The organism is Sphingomonas sp. ERG5 (assembly GCF_000803065.1).
Classification (GTDB): Bacteria; Pseudomonadota; Alphaproteobacteria; order Sphingomonadales; family Sphingomonadaceae; genus Sphingomonas.
The window spans coordinates 52646-71381 of sequence record NZ_JSXI01000021.1 but is presented as its reverse complement, the minus strand read 5'-3'; the positions used below and the strand labels follow the sequence as shown (position 1 = coordinate 71381).

Here is an 18736-nt window from a genome sequence, read left to right as displayed (position 1 = left end):
TCCTGTTTGATTTCTAGCGCGCGTCTTCCAACGAAACGGGCATCGGACCTGCGTGGTGGATCGAGCCGGCGCGGAGAATCCCATACGCGATTTGCTGCGCGGCATTGGCGCTGACGCCTAATCGCGGTTGTGATTTTCCGATCCCCGACCGGTCTGCCGATTGAGTAAAGATTGCATCGGCGACGACAAAGCGGGGCCGAACAGCACTGCGCCACGTCCCACGGACGTCTCGGCAGGCAGCGCCTGACAGCCAACAACAGCAAGCATGCAACGTCGTGCGACAGATACAGGGGAGGATTTTGATGCACATCAGTGGTCTGAAGACCGTTTTACTGCTTGGCAGCGCGGCGCTGATTTCTTTGCCGCAGGCGGCTGCAGCGCAGACCGTGCCCGGGACGACCACGCCCGCCAGCCCGCCCGCCGCTGCGGACACACCGGAGCAGCAATCCGCGGAAATTCCCGCGAACGAACCAGGCGGCCTCACCGATATCGTCGTCACCGCTACCAAACGGGGCCAGGCGCAGAACGTGCAGGACGTGCCGTTCGCCGTCACTGCATTCGGCAGCGACCAGCTGGATGATCAGCATGTCCGCAGCATCGCCGGTCTCAGCTACGACATTCCCAATGTGCAGTTGACCGAGCTCGGTACCAGCCCTGGCTATGCCAACTTCTCGATCCGTGGCCTCGGTATCAACAGCTCGATCCCGTCGATTGACCCCACCGTCGGCACGTTCATCGACGGCATCTATCTCGGCATCGGCGGCGGCGTCGTGCTCGACACGTTCGATCTCGCCGGCGTGGAAGTGCTGCGCGGCCCGCAGGGCCTCCTGTTCGGCCGCAACGTGACTGGCGGTGCGGTGGTGATCCGCTCGACCGTGCCCAGCAATGTGCTGCATGTCGATTTCAAGGCGGCCTTGTCGACTGGTCTCGAGAAGAACATCAGCGGTGTGATAAGTGGGCCGCTCATCAAGGATAAGCTCCAGGTGAAGCTCGGTGTCTATTACGACAAGGACAATGGCTGGTTCACCAACCTGTACAACAATAACCATAATTTCGGTAAGGGAGAGACGATCATCATCCGTCCGGCGTTGCGCTTCACGCCGACCGAGACGATCGAGATGATCGCACGGTACGAACATGGCCATCAGTTCGGCGATGGCGCGCGACCGACCAATTTCGGCCTGTTCGGCCGCGACACCTTCAAGATTTCGGTCAACGAAGAAGGGCTGTCGCGCAACAATTGGAACATGGCGAGCCTGGAGACGAACTTCGACGTCGGCTTGGGCAATGGCAAGATCACCAACATCGCGGGCTACCGCAATTTTCAGGGCGATCTGATCACCGATATCGATTCTCAGCCAGTGACCAACTATCACTTCTATACACGAACCGAGCAGAACCAGTTCAGCAACGAACTGCGCTATGCCGGCACGTTCGGGGCGATCGACGTGACCACCGGGCTGTATTATTTCGGTCAGGAGATCAATTATCTCGAGAAACGCCTGCTGGCCGGCGGCGCGCTGACCATCGCCGGCGGCGGCGTGCAGAACCAGCATAGCTATGGCGCCTTCGCGTCGTTCGACGTGCATGTGAACGACCAGATCACACTGAACGTCGGTGGGCGATATTCGAAGGAGGACAAGAAGGTCCGCATCGCGAACATCGTCGCGGGTGGTTGCAACTTCGATGCGCGGACGTGCAACTATACCTTCTTCAGCAAGAAGGATTGGAACGGTTTCACGCCGCGTCTCGGCGTACAATACAAGCCGACTGGCAACACGCAGCTTTATGCCTTCTGGGCCAAGGGATTCCGCAGCGGCGGCTACAACCTGCGCAGCATCAACACCGCAGTGCCTCCGGGGCCGTTCGACCAGGAAACGCAGAATTCGTTCGAAATCGGCCTGAAGCAGGAATTTGGCCGCATCGCGCGCGTCAACCTAGCCGGCTTCTACAACAAGATCGACAATGTGCAGCGCGAGATCGTTACGCCAGTCGCTGGCGTCGGCGCATTGCAGGTGGTCGCCAACGCTGCCAATGTGACGATCAAGGGCGTGGATGCGGAAGTCGTCTTCATGCCCGCCCGGGGGCTGACGATCACCGGACAGCTTGGCTATACCGACGGCAATTACGACAAGATCTTCGCCGATCTGAACAACGATCAAGTGATCAACGCGAAGGATTACGCGCTCGTGCTGCCGCGGCTGTCGAAATGGACATATGGTGGCTCGATCGCTTATTCGCTCCCGGTCGGTACAGGGACGGTAGATGCGCGCGCCGGCGCCAATTATCGCAGCCTCGCTTATTATAACGAACTGAACAACGGCATCCTGCCTGCCGCGACAATGGTGGACGGCAACCTGTCGTACAGCAAGGGGCCATATAAATTCTCGGTGTTCGGTACCAACCTGCTGAACCAGGTGACCTACGGTATTTCCGGTCCGCTGCCGTTCATTCCGGGTGGTACCTTCTCGGCGCTTAACAAGGGTCGCGTCGTGGGCGCGGAGTTTCAGTATAAATTCTGATAGTCGCGCCGGGAGCGGAGGATTGCCGCTCCCGGCATTCCGGTGCCGTCACAAGTCTCTTCCAACGCCTCGGGCGCCGATTCTCGGATCGGCGCTTTTTTTGATGTCCGAAATCTCAGCTGATCTCATAGTATCCCCCCGGCACCCCCGCTGAATCACATCCCTGTTAAACCGCTCGTGCAAACCGGAACTCTCGTTAAGCGGCTCCGCCCCTGATAGCCCGACCGCCCGGACGAGAGGATGGAGCGCGCTATGACCAAAGCGGCGGATATCGATGATCATGATGTCAGAATTCTCAACGCGCTGAGCGAGGATGGGCGGATCAGCTGGCGCGATCTTTCGGATCGGATCGGCCTGTCGCTGACCCCTACCTTGCGCCGCGTCCGCCGGCTGGAGGAGAGCGGCATCATCAAGGGCTATAGTGCGCGGCTCGATCGCGACCGGCTGGTCGGGGCGATGACGGTGTTCATTACCGTGACGATGGAGCGCCAGATCGACGATGTGCTGCGCGCATTCGAGGCGAAGATCGGCGCGCAGGCCGAAATCGTCTCGGCCTTTCTGGTCACCGGCGTGTCCGACTATGTGATTCATGCTGCGGTGCGCGACCTTGAACATTATCGCGACCTGCTGGCCGAGCTGACCCGCATACCGGGTGTCGCACATATTCAGTCGAGCTTCGCGCTGAAAGCGATCACGCCGCTGGAGACGGGCAATCTGCGCCCACTTCATGTCCCTGAGCCCCGCGCGCCCGAGGAAGGCGAATGACGGTTACGATTCGCGGGTGAATCGACACCCATTAATCAGCTTCATCGCCCGTGGTAGAGCAAAACCACTATAAATTGCCAAATCACCAATATGATTTGGCGGGTCATTTTCGGCCTTGCCATGGCGTTGTCGCATATCGACGCGGAAGATGCCGGCACAGAAATCGCGCGGCGGGGAACTCCTGAAACAGGCACATGGCCTGGGGCGGGTCGCGGGAAGGTCCGCACCGGGCGCAACGCCAGCTGGGGTTATTGACTATGCCTACCGAACCGCGCCACCCCCGTTTCCATGCTGGCCTGAAGGCGCTGTTACTCGCCACGGCAATCACCGGCATGACCGGGACCGCGCACGCCCAGACCGCGACCGACGAAACGGCTGCCACACCGGCCGAAACGGAGCAGGGCGGCGATATCGTCGTCACCGCGCTGAAGCGGTCGACCAGCATTCAGAATACGCCGCTCGCGATCACCGCGGTCACCGGCCAGACGCTCGGCACCATGGGCATTACCGATTCCACCTCGCTCGCCCGGGTCAGCCCGGGGCTCGTGGTGCGCGAAAGCGGCTTTTCGGGATCGCGCCTGACCATTCGCAACATCCGCGCGGCAGGCGAAGCGACGGTTGGCCTTTATTATGACGAAACACCGGTGATCGGATCGGCCGGCGTCAATGCCGATGCGGGCGGCACGACCCCCACCATCCGACTGTTCGATGTCGAGCGGGTCGAAGTGCTGCGCGGTCCGCAGGGCACGCTCTACGGATCATCATCGATGGCCGGCACGGTGCGGATGATCTTCAACAAGCCGGACCTGGAGACCATCTCCGCCACCGTGGCGGGGCAAATGTCCGATGTCGCGCATGGCGGCATTGGCTTCCAGAATCAGGCGATGGTCAATGTGCCGCTGATCGATGGCAAGCTGGCGATCCGCGCGGTTGGTTTCTATCAGGACGCGCCCGGCTATATCGACAATATCACGCTGGGCCAGAAGGACATTAACGGCCAGGTCAGCAAGGGCGGGCGGCTGATGCTGCGCGCCGAACCGATCGAGGGACTGACGATCGACGCGCTCGCCGTGATCCAGAATCAGCGCGGCTCGCTCAACGATTATTATCTCGCGGCCGGCGCCTATAAGACGACCTATGAGGCGCGGGAGCCGCTATCGGACAAGACGCGGCTGTACAGCGGCACGATCAACTGGGATCTGGGGCCGGTGACGCTGACCGCGATCGGATCGCATGCCTATCGCGATTTCAACTATAGCTATGATTTCTCGTCCTTCTTCAGGACGTTTGGTGCGCTCTATCCAGTTGGGTCGCCCAATTATATCGCGTTCAATTCGCAAGCGCCGTCCGTCGCCAATTCGCCGCAGATCACCAAGACCGACAGCGCCGAGGCGCGCATCTCATCAAGCGGCCATGGCCCGCTGCAATGGACGGCCGGCTTTTATTATTCGAACCGCGACGGCGATTTCCAGAGCAACATCGTGCGGGTCAATCCGGGCAATGGCGAGATCTTGCCGATCACGGCCAGCACCCTGCTCGGCCAGCGCGTGATCACCGATCAGCTGAAGCAGACCGCCGGGTTCGGCGAGGCGACCTATGAGATCACCGATCGCCTGTCAGTGACCGGCGGCATCCGTTATTTCCATTACAGCCGCCGCGTCACCGGCGCGGTGACCGTGCCCGACCCGATCGTCGGCTTTGTCGCTGGCCCGGCGACCGATCAGTCGAGCAGCGAGAATGGCTGGCTCTACAAGGCCAATGCCAGTTACAAGCTGGCCGACCGGGTGATGGTCTATGCCACCGCATCGAGCGGCCAGCGGCCGGGCGGCGTCAATCAGACGGTCGGCCTGCCCGCCAGCCTGCAAACCTATAGCTCCGACCATTTGTGGAATTACGAGCTGGGGCTGAAGAGCATGTTCTTCGATCGCATGCTGACCTTCAATGCGGATATCTTCCAGATCGACTGGCAGAATATGCAGACGTCGGGCACGCTGCCCGGGACCAATTTCGCGTTCATCGCCAATGCCGGCAAGGCACGGGTGCGCGGTGCCGAGGTCGAGGCGACATTGGTGCCGCTGACCGGGCTCCAGCTCCAGGCATCGGGCTCCTATATCGACGCCCATCTGTTGGAGAACCAAGCCAATCAGACGTTGGTCGCGCCGGGGCTGAAGGGTGATCCGATCCCCTATGTGCCCAAGGCCACGGTACAGGGCAGCGTGCAATATAGTTGGGCGCTGAGCCCCAATCTGAAGGGCCTGTTGCGGTCGGACGTCTATTATAGCGGCTCGTCCTGGACCGAATTCCGCCACACCAGCGCGTTCCAGCGGGAACTGCCCGCTTATGCCACGATCGGGCTGCGTGCCGGGATCAGCGACGCGGACGATGACTGGAGCGTGGCGCTGTTCGCCAACAATCTGACCAACAGCGCGGCGATCGTCGCCAAGCTTAGCGCCAATGCCTTTGGCGGGCTCGACAAGGTGCGCGCGATCAGTATCACCCCGCGCACCATCGGCATCGACCTGATGAAGCATTTCTGACCATGGCGGGAAAGAGGAACAGCGCGATGACCAACAGCAGCGTGATCAGGAGCATCAGGCGCGGATCGGCGATGGTTGCGCTGTCGATCGGCCTGCTCGCCGCGCCGGCGGCGCTGGCGAAGGATGTGATCATCCATGCCGGGCAGCTGATCGACGGCGTGTCGCGCACCACGCGCAGCAATGTTTCGATCCTGATCCATGACGACCGGATCGTGTCGGTCACGCCCGGCTTTACTGAACAGGCCGGCGCCGAAGTGGTCGACCTGTCGAAAAGCACCGTCCTGCCCGGTTTGATCGACACCCATGTGCATCTGTTGCTGCAACTCGGTTCGGGCTCGCCAATGCTCAATCAGGTGACGCGCACCGCTTATGACGAGCTGCTCGACGGGACCGGCTATGCGCGCAAGACCCTGCTCGCCGGCTTCACCTCGGTCCGCGATGTCGGCGGTTATACGCCGGCGATCGTCGCGTTGAAAAAGGCGGTTGCGGCGGGCACGGTCACCGGCCCGCGCATGTGGGTCGCGGGCAGCATCCTGGGGCCGACCGGCGGCCATGCCGATTTCAGCACGGGTTTCGACGAGGCCTTGTCCAAGCCGGAATGGACCGATGGCATCATCGACGGGCCGGAAGAAGCGATCAAGGTGGTGCGTGCGCATCACCGTGCCGGGGTCGATTTGATCAAGATCGTGCCGTCGGGCGGCGTCGCCAGTGTCGGCGACGATCCGCACGCGCAGCTGATGACCGATGCCGAGATCAAGGCAGTGGTCGAGACGGCGCACACGCTGCACATGAAGGTCGCGGCGCATGCGCATGGCGCCGTCGCGGTCGACCATGCATCGCAGATCGGCGTCGATTCGATCGAGCATGGATCATTCGCCAACGATGCGAGCTACAAGATCATGAAGAGCAACGGCACTTATCTGGTGCCGACGCTGATCGCCGGCGATACGGTGGTGCAATATGCCAAGAAGCATCCCGAAGTGCTCAAGCCGTCGGTTGCTGCCAAGGCGCTAGCGGTCGGCCCGGTGATGAGTCAGAACGCGTTCAACGCCTACAAGGCTGGCGTCAAAATGGCGTTCGGGACGGATGCTGGCGTGTATCCGCATGGCCAGAATGGTCGCGAGTTCGAGTTGCTGGTCAAGGCCGGCATTCCCGCGATCGACGCGATCCTGATGGCGACATCGGCCGCCGCCGACCTGATCGGCGACGCCGATGATATCGGCACCATCCAGCCCGGCCGCTATGCTGACATCATCGCCACCACCGGCAATCCGCTGACCGATATTACCGAATTGCAGCGCGTGGCGTTCGTCATGAAGGGCGGACAGATCGTCAAGGCGACCGGGCAATAAGCGGAAAAAGATCGGTTCGCGCGGCGCCGCGAAGACGTGGCGCGGACCTGGTGCCCGGGCAGTGAGAACCATCTCTCTGCCCTCTCCGGCTCCGCGCGAACAGACTTTCTATCCAGCCACCAGGTCCGCGTGATCGGTCGAGAGCGATACGCATGATCCTATATATCAGCTGCCCTTACGAAATCGCCGGATGCAACCGACGCGCCGTAAGGTCCAGCGACGGCATGGCTCATGCCCGTCACATAGCTTGCCGCGTCAGAGGCCAGGAAGGCCACCGCTTCGGTGATATCGGCCGGATCGCCAAGGCGCCATAGCGGAATGCGACCTCGTGTCTGGTCCAGATCGCGTTGGTCTGCCAGCCCCAGCCCAGCTGCTTCCAGCACCTCGACATGGCCGGACACCACGGCGTTGACGCGGATATTATGTTCCGCCCACTCGCACGCCAGGCTCTTCGTCAGCATCGTCACGGCTGCCCCCACCGCCGAATTGGCGGGGCCCCGCGAAATCCCACCGGTTGCTCCGCCTGAAAGCAGGTTGACGATCGCGCCACCATGCCCGGTCGCGGCCATTGCCCGCGCTACCGCGCGCGCGGCGATCATCGTGGCCGTCAGCCCTGTATCGAATGTACGCCGAAAATCGGTGAGGCTCCGATCGATTGTCGGCCTGACTGTGTCGTCAACGCTCGCGGCATTGACCAGCACCGCGACGGGGCCGATCGTCGTGGCAATCTCCGCCACCGCCGCCTCCACCGCATCTTCGTCGGTCAGGTCGAGTATGATGCCGGTGCGATCGCCGGGCAGCGCGGCAACGGCATGCCGGTCACCATCCGCCACCACCACCTTCGCGCCCCGCCGCACGAAGTGATCGGCGACGGCCGCGCCGATACCTGATGCACCGCCGGTGACCAACACCGTGCCCCGGCGCGCGCGGCCGCTCACCGGTGCGCTCGACGCCGCCGCCCGCCCGCCATAGGCCGCCACGCCACCATCGGCGCGGAACGCCGCGCCGGTCATATGGCGTGCGCCGGCGACATGCAGGATCGCGGCGGCGATCTCCTCAGGCTCGGCCATCCGCCCGAGCGGCACCGCGGCGCGGACCACGCTCGGGTCGAATTTGCCCGCACGTTCCAGCGAGGCGAGGATTTCGGTGCGCACATAACCAGGCAGCACGGCGTTCACGCGCACACCGCTTGCCGCCCACTCACATGCCAGCGCGTCCGTCAGCCCCAGGATCGCCGCCTTGGTCATGCTGTACGGCGTGCGCCCCGGCAGTGCCGACAGCGCCGCTCCCGAGGACAGGTTGACGATCGATCCCGACCCTTGTTGGATCATGATCCTCCCCGCCTCGCGCGCGGCAACATAGCAACCATCCACATTCACCCCGATCAACCGTCGCACCTCGCCGATCGGTTTGTCGAGCACCTTGCTCGCATTCGGATCGACGATTCCGGCATTGTTGATCAGCACATCGATGCGCCCGAACCGCATGGCGACGGCCGCAATGGTGGCGATTACCATCGCTTCGTCCGAGACATCCATCGCCAGCCCGACATGGCGGTTACCCAATGCGGTCGCGCGCGCCTCGACGGCGGACATGTCGAGGTCCGTCAGCACCACCGTGTCGCCCGCGTCGGCGAAGGCGCGCGCGGTAGCCAAGCCGATCCCGGCGGCAGCGCCGGTAATGATCACGATGCGGGATGTGGGGGCAGGGGGGACGGACATCAGACTCTCCTGTTCTACGCCTGGCCACCAGACAACAGCGCCGCTCGCCCTGAGCAAAGTGTGCTGTCCAAAGAGAGCGGTTATCGCAGATGGGATACGCGCCGCCGCTGCTCCCGAGCGCGTGACCGGCCGAACGCGCGGCTGATACATCAAAGTCAAATATATCGAAGTCAAACCAGCGGGAGACGGATAATGGCGGGCGAACTTGCGGGTCGTGTGGCAATCGTGACGGGGGCATCGCGCGGGCTGGGCCGGGCGATCGCCGCGCTGTTCGCGTCCCAAGGCGCAAGCGTCGCGATCCTCGATCTCAAGCAACCCTGGGCCGATGCGGTCACCGATGAGATCAACGCGGTGGGCGGTCAGGCGATCGGCATCGGCTGCGATGTATCCGACCGCGATGCGGTCCATGCCGCCGTCGCCCGGACACTGGCGACGTTCGGGCGGCTTGACGTGCTGGTTAACAACGCGATGTGGAACAAGTATGAGCCGATAGCCGATATCGTGCCGGATACCTTCGATCGCATGACGCGGATCGGGCTCGGCGGCATTGTCTGGGGCATCCAGGCCGCTGCACCGGCGATGCGGGAGAGGGGCGGCTCGATTGTCAATATCGGCTCAATGGCCGGTCGCCTCGGCAGCCCCAACGCGCTCGTCTATGCCGGCGTCAAGGCGGGCGTGGACGGCCTGACTCGGTCTGCTTCGATCGAACTTGGCCAGCACCGCATCCGCGTCAACGCGATCGCACCATCGACCATCGCCACCGATGGCGTGCTGGCGATGCTCACGCCGGAGGCGATGGCGAGCCGCCTGGAACGTTCCCCGCTCGGTCGCCTGGGCAAAACGGACGACATCGCTGAAACCGCCCTTTGGCTTGCCTCGGACAGATCGAGCTTCATCAACGGGCAGTCGATCGCAGTGGACGGCGGTCTTGGCCACGCCTTTATGCCCTGAACGGTGGTAATTTCCCCACATCGTTTAAGCGACTTCAGAAATGCCCCCACCAAAAGCGTGGTGGTCGAGCGAAGATCGATCCATCCTATCGGAGTGGGATCCCGGATCGCGTCGGAAAGACAAGCTTTTTTTGGGGGAAACGGCGGCGCTTCGACGATACCATTAAGGAACAAGTGCTGATGGCTGCTCGATGAGAAGGTCACATTCCACCGCGGTGGAATGCGTCTGTCACGCACCAACCAAGATGCGATCATGCTGAAGATCGAAGATCACTCGGGATCGAGCGAAGGCAAGCAGTCCGATCGCCGGCGTCGCGCTCGCATCCACGTCGATCTCCTTCAACACGGCTTCGCCGACCCGCACGGAATGGACACCGCTTCCTCCGATTGTTGCAAGGCCGGTTGGACGGGACAGGTCGAGCGCAGCATGAAAGGCTGGTCCACCATCGACCGAAACCAACACCTCGAGTGTGCCGTCGGCTTCGCGCGTGATTGGAATGGTTGCCGATCGCAGCTCTGCGCGGCGCATCTCGACAGGCAGCAAAATCCTCAATTGTCGATGAACGAAGTCGATCTCGATCGGATGCGTGTCCAGGATGTCACGACCGATGCGAAGTTGAGAACCGGAAGCCGGCATTGGCTCGACAGCGGGGATCGACGCGTAGAAATAGGAAGCGCGAAGACCGATCTTGTAAGACCCGGGCATCCCCTTGCGGGCAGATTCGTCGACAAATGCCGAGCTGATCGTCGACGATCGCGCCCCAGGAACGATCTCGATCTGCGTTCGTCGGTTGTCGATCCGGCCTTGCAGCAACAATGTCGCCGCGATCAGGATGAACTTGCCGCTCGTTGCGCCGACTACTCCACCCATTCTGTACCTCCGGGGACAACACCACCGGCGGCCTGAAACAGCGCCACCGTGTCTGAAAGGCGCGCGGCACGCGCCTGCACCGCTTGCGCACGCGCCTGAGCATCAGCGGCGGTGGCGTTGAGCAAGGCCAGCGTCCCGACATCGCCGAGCGCGAGCTGGCGCCGCACGAAACCCAGCGCTCGCCCCGAAGCATCGGCCGCGCGCGTCGCCGCGCTGAGCGCGTCGGCATCGGTGCGCAAGCCTGTCAGCGCGTCGGACACATCGGCGAAGGCTTGCAACACAGCAGCGCGATATTGCGCCTTTGCACCATCGAGCGCGGCCTCGGCAGCGTGTTGCTGGTGACGCAGTCCACCGGCGTGGAAGATCGGTTGGGTGATACCGCTGAGCAGTGTCCAGAACGGATTGCCGCCGCTGAACATGTCGCCGAAGCGCCCGGCCGCACCGCCGCCGGTCGCGCTGAGTTGGATGCTTGGCAAGCGCGCGGCGATCGCGGTACCCACATCCGCCCCGGCCCCTTCGAGTCCGGCCCGCGCCGCTCCGACATCGGGTCGCCGCGCCACCAGATCGGATGGGAGAAGGTTCGGCAGATCGTGCGGTAGCGTCAGTGCGGAAAGCGGCGGCAGTGGCGGCAGATCCGATCCGGCGGCGCGCCCGAGCAGGGAACCGATCACCACGCGTTGATGCGCTTCGGCTCGGACCAGAGCCGGCAACGCCCCTTCCGCCGTTGCCAGGGCGGTCTGCTGCGCGGCGATGTCGGCGGCGCCGATCGCCCCCAGCTGCTCACGTTTCTGCAGGTTTTGCAGGATGTCGCGATTGACCGAAACGGTGGTCTGTGCCGCCACGACCTGATCGGCGAGCGACGCATGCTGGATCACGGCCTGGACGAGATTTGCGACGACGGTGGTTCGCGCGGCATCGAGCCGGTGGCGTTGGACATCCGCCGCTGCCCGCGCTGACCGGATGCGTGACCGCGTGCCGCCGAACAGGTCGAGGGCATAGCTGACCGTCACCTGTGCGGTGTGCAGCGAATAGAGCTGCTGGTTCGGATCGGCGACCGGTGTCGACAGCGCACCTGATACGCGTGCTCGTTCCGCCTGATAGCTGGCGTCGACCTGCGGCAGCGCCGACGCCGCGATCCCGCCGGCTTGTTCGCGCGCCTGGCGCAGCGCAGCATCGGCGGCTGCGATGTCGGTCGCATGCGCCAGCGCTTCGGCGACCAGCGTATCGAGTTCGGTGTTGTCGAACGCGCGCCACCAGTCGGCATGTGCCGGTGCCGGCGTCGTTACCTGGATCGGGCCGCTGGTCGGCGCGAAGCTCTGCAGCGATGCCGTCGGCGGCGGCAGGCTGACCTGCGCATCGAGGTCGCGCGGGCCGAGCGTGCAACCCGTGGCGGTTCCTACCAGAAGAAGGATGAGCACGCGCCTCATGCGCCCGCCTCGCCCATGGCGCCCGGCAACGTGTGATGGCCGACATCGCGACCATGCGCGCCGCGATCCTCCGGCGGCACGCGGCGCGAGAAACAGTCGATCAGGACCGGAAGCACCAGCAGGATCAGAATCGGCGCCAGCGTCATGCCGCCGACCACCACCAGCGCGAGCGGCTTTTGCACCTGGCTGCCAATGCCATGCGACAAGGCGGCCGGCAGCAGGCCGATCGCCGCGACCAGGCAGGTCATCACCACGGGACGCAGGCTGTGCCGCACGGTGACGGCAAGGGCGCCCTGCCGTGTCGCGCTTTCGTCGATTGCCTGGTTGTAGGTGGTCACGACGAGGATGCCGTCCATCACCGCGATACCGAACAAGGCGACGAAGCCGATCGCGGACGAGATGCTGAACGCTGTGCCGGTCAATGCGAGCGCCAGCACGCCACCGACGATCGCCATCGGAATGGCCGAAAAGGCCAGCAGGCTATCCCGGATCGATCCGAAATTGGCATAGAGCAGCAGCAGGATCAGTAACAGGCTGATCGGCACGACCACTTCAAGCCGTGCAACGGCATTGTTGAGGTTGTCGAGTTCTCCCGCCCATTCGAGGTGATAGCCCGGCGGCAGGTGGATGTTGCGCGTGATCCGTGCACGCGCCTCGTCCACCGCACCGCCGAGATCGCGACCGCGAACCGAGAATTTGATTGGAATATAGCGTTCCTGGTGTTCGCGGTAGATGAACGATGCCCCGGAGGTCAGACGGACGTCGGCGACCGCTGACAGCGGGACCTGGATCGTGCCGACACCGTCCGGGGCAGGCGCGCCGACCGTGATGCGGCGGATCGCGTCGATCGTATCGCGCTGCTCCGGACGCAGCCGTACGACGATCGGGAAATGCCGGTCGGTACCCTTCTCGTAAAGGTCGGCACTCGACTTGCCACCGATCGCCGCGGCGACAGTCGCGTTGATGTCGTCAGGCGTCAGGCCATAGCGCGAGGCGCGCGCGCGATCGGCGTCGATTCTGACGGTAGGTTGGCCGAGCGACTGGAAGACGCCGAGATCCTCGATCCCGCGCACCTTGGCCATCTCCGCCTTGATCGCGTCGGCATATTTTTCCAGCGTGGCGAGATCGGGACCGAACAGTTTGATCGAATTGGCGCCCTTCACCCCCGACGCCGCTTCCTCGACATTGTCCTCGATATATTGCGAGAAGGAGAAATCGACACCGGGATACCGTGCCTGCAGCCGCTTGGAGAGTTCGGCGGTCAGGGTTTCCTTCGTTACTCCCGATGGCCAGGTGTCGAACGGTTTCAGCGGCACGAAGAATTCGGCGTTGAAGAAGCCGGTGGAGTCGGTGCCATCATCCGGGCGCCCATGCGCTGACAGGATGGATTCGACTTCCGGATATTGCAGGATCATCCGGCGCACACCGTGCACCACCGGCTCGCCCGCCTCCAGGCTGATCGATGGCGGCAGGCTGGCGCGGATATACATATTGCCTTCCTCGAGATGCGGGAGGAATTCGATGCCGAGCGAGCGGATGCCGACGATCGCCAGCACCATCAGCAGCGCGCTGCCGCCGAGTGTGATCACCCGGTTGCCCAGCGCGAAAGCGGCGGCCGGCTCGTACAGGCGGCGCAGGCGTGCCACGATCCATGTTTCGACCTCCGAAAGGCGATCGGGCAGCAGCATCGTCGCCAGCACGGGCGCCACGGTAAAGGTCGCGAGCAGCCCACCGGAGATGGCATAGGCATAGGTTTTGGCCATCGGGCCGAAGATGTGCCCCTCCACCCCGGCCAAGGTGAACAGCGGCAGGAAGCTGGCGATGATGATCGCCGCGGCGAAGAAGATGCCGCGGCTTACCTCCAGGCTTGCGCCCAGCACTGCGGAAAAGCGACTGGCGAGGGTAAAATGCCCATGACCGCGTTCGACATGCGCCGATCGCTCGACCATGTGGCGGAAGATGTTCTCGATCATGATCACGCTGGCATCGACGACCAGCCCGAAATCGAGCGCGCCGACCGACAGCAGGTTTGCGCTCTCGCCCTGCAGCACCAGGATCAGGATCGCGAAGGCCAGCGCGAATGGAATCGTCGCCGCGACGATTACCGCGCTCCTCAGATTGCCCAGGAACACCCATTGCAGGATGAAGATCAGCGCGATCCCGGTCAGCAGGTTTTCCAGCACGGTGTGGATCGTCAGGTGGATCAGGTCGGAACGATCGTAGATCCGATCGAGATGGACGCCGGGCGGCAGGATATTCGAGGCATTGATATCCGCCACCTCCTTTTGCACCGCCTGGATGGTGGGGATCGACTGCGCACCACGCTGCATCAGGACAATACCCTGCACGATATCGTCCTCGTCGTTGTAACCGGCGATGCCGAGTCGCGGCGCATTGCCGATCCGCACATGGGCGACATCCTTCAGCAGGATCGGCTGGCCACCGGCATTGCCGACCAGGACGTTCTCGATGCCCGATACTGACTGGATCAAACCGACGCCGCGTACGATTGCCGCCTGGCTGCCGAAATTGATCGTCTGCCCGCCGACATTGCCGTCGCTCTTGCCCAGCGCCGCCAGCACTTGCCCGACCGCCACATTGTGTGCGGCGAGCCGGTCATTGTCGATGATCACGTCATAGGTGCGCAGCCGCCCACCCCATCCGGTGACGTCGATCACCCCCGGTATGCGCTTGAAGCGGCGTTGCAGCACCCAATCCTGCAAGGTCTTCAGATCCATCACCGAATAGCCCGCCGGTGCGGTCAGCTTGTAACGGAAGATCTCGCCCACCGGGCTGGTCGGCGACAGCGTCGGCTGTGCGCCGTCCGCCAGCGGCGGCAATTGCGACAGGCGATTGATCACCTGCTGCTTGGCTTCGTCGTTGGTCAGGTCGTAGGAGAACTGGAGCTTGATATCGGATAGGCCGAATAGCGAGATCGCGCGGATCGCCGTCAGATGCGGGATGCCCGCCATCCCCACCTCGATCGGGATGGTCACATTGCGCTCCATCTCCTCGGCCGACAGACCTTGTGTCTGCGTAATGACCTCGACCATCGGCGGGACAGGATCGGGATAGGCCTCGATATTGAGCTTCCAGAAGCCCACCCCACCGGCGACCAGCATGGCAGCGAAAATGCCGACAATCAGCAAACGCTGCCGCAGCGCGAATTCGACGATCCGGTTCATTGGCCGAGGCCGGCCTCATTGACGAACAGCGCGCCGGCCGTGACGATCCGCTCGCCCGGTTTCAACCCGGCAAGGATCGCCACCTTGCCATCCTGCTCGTCGCCGGCCTTTACGCTGCGCGCCGCAAGCAGTCCGTCGCCGCGCACGATCCATACTCTCGCTTCATCGCCTTCATGGATCACCGCCGCCGCTGGCACGCGCAACGCCTGCCCAGCCTGTGGTCGCCGGATCGAAAAGCTCGCGAACATCTGTGGCTTCAATGCGCCATCGGGATTGGCGATCGTAGCGCGCACCGGCAGGCGATGAGTCTGTGGATCGAGCGCGGCGCCGACCAGATCGATCGTCGCGTGGAAGCTGCGCCCCGGCAGAGCCGGCGTGGTTACCGTTACCGTGTCGCCGCGCTGGACCGCGCTCGCATCTCCCTCGGCCACCTGCGCGATCAGCCAGACGCGCGACGGATCGGTGATGGTCATCACCGGTTTGTCACCACCCTGTGTGACATATTGCCCCGCGGACACATCGCGCGAGGCGATCAGGCCGCCGATCGGCGCGTGCAGCGTCGTTCGGTCGTGGATGCCGGCGACTTCGCCGACATGTTCCAGCCGCCCGATCTCGCCTGGGCTCTTGCCAAGAATCGCCAGCTTGTCGCGCGCCGCGCCGAGCGCGGCCGCTGTCGTGCGTGCGGCCGCTTGCGCGGCGATGAGGTCATTCGTCGCCTGCTGATAATCTTTCAACGCGCCGCCGGCCGTTTCGTAGATCTGACGCTGACGTTCGGCGTTACGTTGGGCGGCGGCGAGCTGCGCCTGGCTATTCTGCTGCGCGGCGCGGGCTGCGAACAGGCCACTGCGCGCATCGACGAAATCGTTCGTCTTGACCAGCAACAGCGGTTGCCCCTGCGCTACGCGCTGTCCGGCATCGGCCAGCACGCGCACGACCTGGCCCGAATAAGGCATGAGCACGGGTGTACTGCGATCACCGTCGACCGTGATCGCTCCGCTGGCCAAGGTACGCGCATCGGACGCTTCATAGCCCACGCGTATCGTCGTCAGCGTCGCGAACTGATCGGGGGTCGGGCGGAACATGCCGGGCGGGATCGTCGCAGGCGGCGGCGGTTCCCGATGCAGCCACGAGCCGATCAGCGCAACAAGCACGACCAATGCGAGCACCAGCCCGGCCGTGATCGCAAGCCAGCGCAGTTGCGCACGCCGGGACAGTCGCGGCCCAGAGGGGAGGAGTTCGATAACGGGCGAAGCGTGCATCGGTGCTCTCTGTCGGGATTCGACTGGAGCTGATAGGATCGCTGCCTTACAGGCGGCTTACGGATGCTGCACTGCGGGAGGAATTTTGCGCGTTCTGCTCATCGAGGATGATCGCGACCTGTCGGAGGCGCTGGCAGCGGGCTTGCTGCAGCGCGGCTTGGCGCTCGACATCGCGCATGATGCTGCAGAAGCTGATGCTTATCTCAAGGGGCTCGATTACGCTGCGATCCTGCTCGATCTCGGCCTGCCCGACGAAGACGGATTGAGCCTGTTGCAACGTCTCCGCGCGCGGGGCGACACCCGTCCGGTGCTGGTGCTGACGGCGCGCGGCACGGTCGATGCGCGGATCAAGGGTCTGCACGAAGGCGCGGATGATTATCTGGTCAAACCGTTCGACATCGACGAACTGCACGCCAGGCTGCTCGCGATCCTGCGGCGTCAGGGTGGATATCTCGGCCGCTCGCTGAGCTGTGGCCGGCTGCACTTCGCTGTCGAGACGCGCACGGCGTACGTCGCAACGACCATGCTTGCCTTGTCCGCGCGCGAAACCGAATTGCTCGAACTGCTGCTGCGCCGCAGCGGCAATGTCGTGCCAAAACGCATCGTCGAGGATCATCTGTTTGGCCTGAGCGGCGATCTCGGTTCCAATGCCGTGGAGGTTTACGTTCATCGTCTGCGCAAACGGTTGGAAGATGCCGATACCGGTGCGCGGATCGAAACGGTGCGTGGAGTTGGCTATATGATTGTCCCAACACCATGAAAATCGCGGTGCCGCGGTCGCTGCTCGGTCAATTCATCGCACTGCATGTCGCGACAGCGCTGATTGCGGCGATCGCATTGACGCTGGGCGCATCGGCGCTGCTCCACGGCACCGCAGACCATTATCAGCACAATCTGCTGCTGCAGCAGGCCCAACGCATCGCCCGGTCGCTCGACACGGGCAATATGGGTGATCGCAGAATACAAGCGGACGAAGACATGCTGGCGAGCGGCATCGCGGTCGCCGTCATCGATCGCCGCCGCATGGCCCGGGTCGTGCGTGGGCCATCGCGCCCGGCGATGATCGCCGCGGCGCCGATGGATCAGGTTGCGCGTGCCTTTCGGCGCGGCGTCGTGGTCGGTGTCAGCTTTCCGACCGCCAATGGATGGGTCGTCGTCTCGCAGGACAATACCGCCCCGGACGCGGTGACCGACGATATTGTCACGGCCTTTCTGAAGCGCTTCGCGTTGATCAGCCTGCCGATCGCCGCGCTGGTGCCACTGATCGGAGTATTGCTGATGCGGCGGCTGACGCGGCGGATGACAACGGTTTCGGGGATCGCCGAAGGAATTGGCCCACGCACGATCGACGTACGCATCCCCACTGGCCTGTTGCCATCCGAAGTGGAGCCGCTCGCCATGGCGACAAATCGTGCGCTGAACCGCCTTGCCGAAGGATTTCGCATCCAGGCCGCCTTCGCTGCCGATGTCGCGCATGAATTGCGCACGCCACTTGCCGTTATCCGGCTGCGCGCCGATGCGGTCCGGGATGCCGAGGCGCGCAGTGCGCTGCTTGAGGCGATCGATCGCGCCGCACGCGTCGTCGCACAGCTTCTTGCGCTTGCCGATCTCGAACAGCGGATCGAGGATGTCGGCTCGACGATCGACCTACGCCTGTTGGCGGAATCCGTCGTATCCAACCGAGCACCGACGATTATCGCCGGTGGACGCTCAATCGCACTTGAAGCACCGGACGCTGGGACGATGGTCTACGGGTATGCTGCGCAGATCGTGCTTGCCCTGGAAAATCTGATCGACAACGCGACACACCATACACCGCAGGGAACGGAAATCGTTGTGCAGGTCCGCCCCGGAGCACTGCTTTCGGTGAGCGATAATGGAGACAGGATCGCGGCAAATCAGATGGCGCGCCTGAAGGACCGTTTCTGGCGGGCGGACAACACCAGGTCGGAAGGTTCCGGCATCGGTTTGTCGATCGTCGACCGCATCGCAAGGGCGCATGGCGGCTTCCTTTCGATCGCGCCGGGCCCCGGCGGCCATGGTTTGCAGGTCACGCTCGTCCTGACCGCCGGCACCGATCCTCCGGAAACTGCGGCTAGAGTTTGATCCAGCAGGACGGCACCGGCCAGTTTAGCCAACCGCCGCAC

At 63.5% G+C, this 18736-nt stretch carries 12 protein-coding genes; 7 read left to right on the top strand and 5 right to left on the bottom strand.

Annotated elements, in window-relative coordinates:
* Window positions 1-302 precede the first annotated feature (302 nt).
* The 4 genes from OO12_RS08050 (at window position 303) to OO12_RS08035 (ending at window position 7176) form a co-directional block, all read left to right on the top strand.
* Window positions 303-2522 carry a TonB-dependent receptor gene (locus OO12_RS08050; RefSeq protein ID WP_034158156.1) on the top strand — a complete coding sequence of 740 codons (2220 nt, stop codon included), beginning with the start codon at window positions 303-305 and terminating at the stop codon, window positions 2520-2522.
* A gap of 252 nt (window positions 2523-2774) precedes the next feature.
* A complete protein-coding gene (locus OO12_RS08045; protein ID WP_082006418.1) occupies window positions 2775-3287 on the top strand; it encodes an Lrp/AsnC family transcriptional regulator in 513 nt (170 codons plus the stop codon).
* Window positions 3288-3544: 257 nt separating this feature from the next.
* Window positions 3545-5824, top strand: a complete 2280-nt coding sequence (locus tag OO12_RS08040) for a TonB-dependent receptor (RefSeq protein ID WP_052215658.1) — start codon at window positions 3545-3547, stop codon at window positions 5822-5824.
* A 26-nt stretch (window positions 5825-5850) separates the two neighbouring features.
* Window positions 5851-7176, top strand: coding sequence for a metal-dependent hydrolase family protein (locus OO12_RS08035; protein ID WP_052215666.1), 1326 nt, complete (start codon window positions 5851-5853; stop codon window positions 7174-7176).
* 158 nt (window positions 7177-7334) lie between these two features.
* Here OO12_RS08035 and OO12_RS26795 read toward each other — a convergent pair whose 3' ends face one another.
* On the bottom strand, window positions 7335-8897 hold the full coding sequence (locus OO12_RS26795; protein WP_052215657.1) for an SDR family oxidoreductase: 1563 nt from the start codon (window positions 8895-8897) through the stop codon (window positions 7335-7337).
* A 192-nt stretch (window positions 8898-9089) separates the two neighbouring features.
* On the opposite strand from OO12_RS26795, the gene OO12_RS08025 reads away from it, so the two are divergent.
* A complete protein-coding gene (locus tag OO12_RS08025) occupies window positions 9090-9848 on the top strand; it encodes an SDR family NAD(P)-dependent oxidoreductase (RefSeq protein WP_034158155.1) in 759 nt (252 codons plus the stop codon).
* Window positions 9849-10076: 228 nt separating this feature from the next.
* On the opposite strand, the gene OO12_RS08020 is transcribed toward OO12_RS08025, so the two are convergent.
* From OO12_RS08020 to OO12_RS08005, 4 genes are read right to left on the bottom strand one after another with little or no spacing between them, the layout of a single operon-like run.
* Window positions 10077-10664, bottom strand: a complete 588-nt coding sequence (locus tag OO12_RS08020; protein ID WP_160296761.1) for a hypothetical protein — start codon at window positions 10662-10664, stop codon at window positions 10077-10079.
* A 41-nt stretch (window positions 10665-10705) separates the two neighbouring features.
* The gene (locus OO12_RS08015; RefSeq protein ID WP_034158153.1) at window positions 10706-12145 is read right to left on the bottom strand and encodes an efflux transporter outer membrane subunit; all 1440 of its coding nucleotides are present in this window, start codon (window positions 12143-12145) and stop codon (window positions 10706-10708) included.
* A complete protein-coding gene (locus tag OO12_RS08010) occupies window positions 12142-15330 on the bottom strand; it encodes an efflux RND transporter permease subunit (RefSeq protein WP_034158152.1) in 3189 nt (1062 codons plus the stop codon). The genes OO12_RS08015 and OO12_RS08010 overlap by 4 nt, the downstream gene beginning before the upstream one ends.
* Entirely contained in the window at window positions 15327-16589 is a 1263-nt protein-coding gene (locus tag OO12_RS08005) for an efflux RND transporter periplasmic adaptor subunit (protein ID WP_034158151.1), read from the bottom strand. The genes OO12_RS08010 and OO12_RS08005 overlap by 4 nt, the downstream gene beginning before the upstream one ends.
* An 85-nt stretch (window positions 16590-16674) precedes the next feature.
* On the opposite strand from OO12_RS08005, the gene OO12_RS08000 reads away from it, so the two are divergent.
* Together OO12_RS08000 and OO12_RS07995 are read left to right on the top strand one after the other, a co-directional pair.
* A complete protein-coding gene (locus tag OO12_RS08000; RefSeq protein ID WP_034158150.1) occupies window positions 16675-17349 on the top strand; it encodes a response regulator in 675 nt (224 codons plus the stop codon).
* Window positions 17346-18695: a sensor histidine kinase gene (locus OO12_RS07995; RefSeq protein ID WP_034158149.1), complete on the top strand. Its 1350-nt coding sequence runs from the start codon at window positions 17346-17348 to the stop codon at window positions 18693-18695. The genes OO12_RS08000 and OO12_RS07995 overlap by 4 nt, the downstream gene beginning before the upstream one ends.
* Window positions 18696-18736: the final 41 nt, after the last annotated feature.

Excerpts from the sequence above, each read along its gene's own strand:
- OO12_RS08050 (WP_034158156.1), top strand. The coding sequence starts at position 303 with ATGCACATCAGTGGTCTGAAGACCGTTTTACTGCTTGGCAGCGCGGCG.
- OO12_RS08045 (WP_082006418.1), top strand. The coding sequence starts at position 2,775 with ATGACCAAAGCGGCGGATATCGATGATCATGATGTCAGAATTCTCAAC.
- OO12_RS08040 (WP_052215658.1), top strand. The coding sequence starts at position 3,545 with ATGCCTACCGAACCGCGCCACCCCCGTTTCCATGCTGGCCTGAAGGCG.
- OO12_RS08035 (WP_052215666.1), top strand. The coding sequence starts at position 5,851 with ATGACCAACAGCAGCGTGATCAGGAGCATCAGGCGCGGATCGGCGATG.
- OO12_RS26795 (WP_052215657.1), bottom strand. The coding sequence starts at position 8,897 with ATGTCCGTCCCCCCTGCCCCCACATCCCGCATCGTGATCATTACCGGC.
- OO12_RS08025 (WP_034158155.1), top strand. The coding sequence starts at position 9,090 with ATGGCGGGCGAACTTGCGGGTCGTGTGGCAATCGTGACGGGGGCATCG.
- OO12_RS08015 (WP_034158153.1), bottom strand. The coding sequence starts at position 12,145 with ATGAGGCGCGTGCTCATCCTTCTTCTGGTAGGAACCGCCACGGGTTGC.
- OO12_RS08010 (WP_034158152.1), bottom strand. The coding sequence starts at position 15,330 with ATGAACCGGATCGTCGAATTCGCGCTGCGGCAGCGTTTGCTGATTGTC.
- OO12_RS08005 (WP_034158151.1), bottom strand. The coding sequence starts at position 16,589 with ATGCACGCTTCGCCCGTTATCGAACTCCTCCCCTCTGGGCCGCGACTG.
- OO12_RS07995 (WP_034158149.1), top strand. The coding sequence starts at position 17,346 with ATGAAAATCGCGGTGCCGCGGTCGCTGCTCGGTCAATTCATCGCACTG.